This is a genomic window from Streptomyces aureus, assembly GCF_001418135.1.
Classification (GTDB): domain Bacteria; phylum Actinomycetota; class Actinomycetes; order Streptomycetales; family Streptomycetaceae; genus Streptomyces; species Streptomyces aureus_A.
The window spans coordinates 1-292 of the sequence record NZ_LIPQ01000610.1 but is presented as its reverse complement, the minus strand read 5'-3'; the positions used below and the strand labels follow the sequence as shown (position 1 = coordinate 292).

Annotated in this window: 1 pseudogene; it reads right to left on the bottom strand. The window is 76.7% G+C overall.

Annotation, left to right across the window (positions count from 1 at the left end):
- Nucleotides 1-292: pseudogene (locus AOK00_RS37930) on the bottom strand (ATP-binding cassette domain-containing protein); the annotation flags it as partial.

The following is a 292-nucleotide window of genomic DNA, read 5'->3' as shown; positions in this document are numbered from 1 at the left end:
CGGCCACCGAGCGCAGCAGCGCCCAGGCCTCGGCGCGGTCGGCGTCCGAGAGTTTCAGGTCCGTGTCGTCCACGGCGAGCAGCCGGGGCCTGCCGATCAGGGCCAGGGCGATCGAGAGCCGCAGTGCCTCGAGCCGCTCCAGATCCCGTACGGAGGTCCGCTCGCCCTTCGGCAGGGCGGCCACGTCGAGCCCCGCGGCCGCCACGGCCGCGTCGACCCGGGCCCGGGCCGACGCGCGCCGCTCGGACGGTCGGCGCAGGAACGTCCGGACGGAGCCGTCGAAACGGCTCTG